This window comes from Escherichia sp. TW14182 (assembly GCF_000208525.1).
GTDB classification, from domain to species: domain Bacteria; phylum Pseudomonadota; class Gammaproteobacteria; order Enterobacterales; family Enterobacteriaceae; genus Escherichia; species Escherichia ruysiae.
Window position 1 is genome coordinate 1 of record NZ_AEJZ01000277.1, and the last position, 1,382, is coordinate 1,382.

Genomic DNA, 1,382 nt, shown 5'->3' on the forward strand with positions numbered 1-1,382 from the left:
TTATGATTTTCCAGTGCATTAAGGATATCGCTCTCTTCCGTCAACCGTTGCTGAGCTTCTTCCATCTGCTGTGGATCATAGAACTGAATCTGATTCTTCCCTTTATGACGGGCGGTAAATGCCGCCGAAATAGCACGACCATAAAGTTGTTCGGCAGTGAGATCGCCATAGAACATCGCCACACCGATGCTACAGTGCGGACGTAGCTGAATACGTTCAATCGGCAAGCGTTCACTCATGATAGTGAGCACTTGCTGACCTAATGTGATAGCGTGCCACGGTTCCTGTACACCATTAGCGATCACAGCGAAGTCATAGCCACTGACCTGTGCGAGGATCATGCGTGGCGACAGCACCGATTTGATTTTCTCCACCAGCGTCAGTAGCAGGATTTCCCGCTGCGCCTCTTTCAGCACGCCAGCAGTATCACGTAACGTTTCACAAGTGATGATCATCAGTGCGGTGGTTTGTTTACGTGCGACCACCTGTTCCAGCATTTCCATCAGCAAGGCTTTGTTTGGCAAATCCGACACCGGGAAACGCATCGCGTTTTCGCACTGTTCTTCATAATGGCGCTGCAACAATTGCTGATTGAGGTTGTAACTACGCACCAGCATACCGATTTCGTCGTCCTGGTGCAGACGCGGCAAGGCCAGTTGATGGCCGACAATCTCTTGCGGTGGAATGGCGTTTAGCTCGCGAGCGATATTGCGTAAAGGATGTAATATCAGTCGATTAATGCACCAGCTAATCGCCACCGTCAGGATCAGCGACAAAAGTAAGTAAATGGTCACTAACGTAGAGACAGTGCTCATCACGAACTTGTACATGCGGAAGGAATCCGCCTGTAACACCAGATAGGCAATCGGCTGCGGGGTAGCAGGACGTTCCAGCGAGTAGACGCCCAGCGAGATTTGTACCGGTAACTCAAACAGTCGGGTGAACGTCACCGGCACCGGGCGCTCTGGAATAAAACTTTTACGCAGTGCCTGGAACTGATTAGGCAGCACCACGTCGGCGCGACTGACCACGCCCGCTGGTTTTATGCTGGCAAGAATAGCTTCCGCCTGGGGAATATCACCTTTTAAAATGGCGGAAGATAAGGGTTCGCGGACAGAGCGAGCAATGCTTTCCAGTTGCGTAGCCGTGTTATAGCGATTCTGCTGTACCAGGTGGAACAGCAAAACAGTGCAAAAAATAAAAACGAACACCATGACAACGGCCGCCACCATTGCCATCTGCTTAATTGTTAACGAGCGACTAACGCGCAAATTGTCTCCCCCCGGAAATCCCAGATTGCCGCCCGAGTATACCCGATCGCAGCGGCATTAAGAGAGGCGCTATCTGAAAACTTACCAGTCGGCGTAAGGTATCAGCGGCTG

The 1,382-nt window shown here is 51.2% G+C and carries 1 protein-coding gene; it reads right to left on the reverse strand.

Features of this window, described 5'->3' with window-relative positions; genetic code table 11:
- Positions 1-1,271 (reverse strand): diguanylate cyclase domain-containing protein (locus tag EQY_RS0119830; protein ID WP_192807672.1); only part of this gene is annotated, 1,271 nt, incomplete at its 3' end.
- Positions 1,272-1,382: the final 111 nt, after the last annotated feature.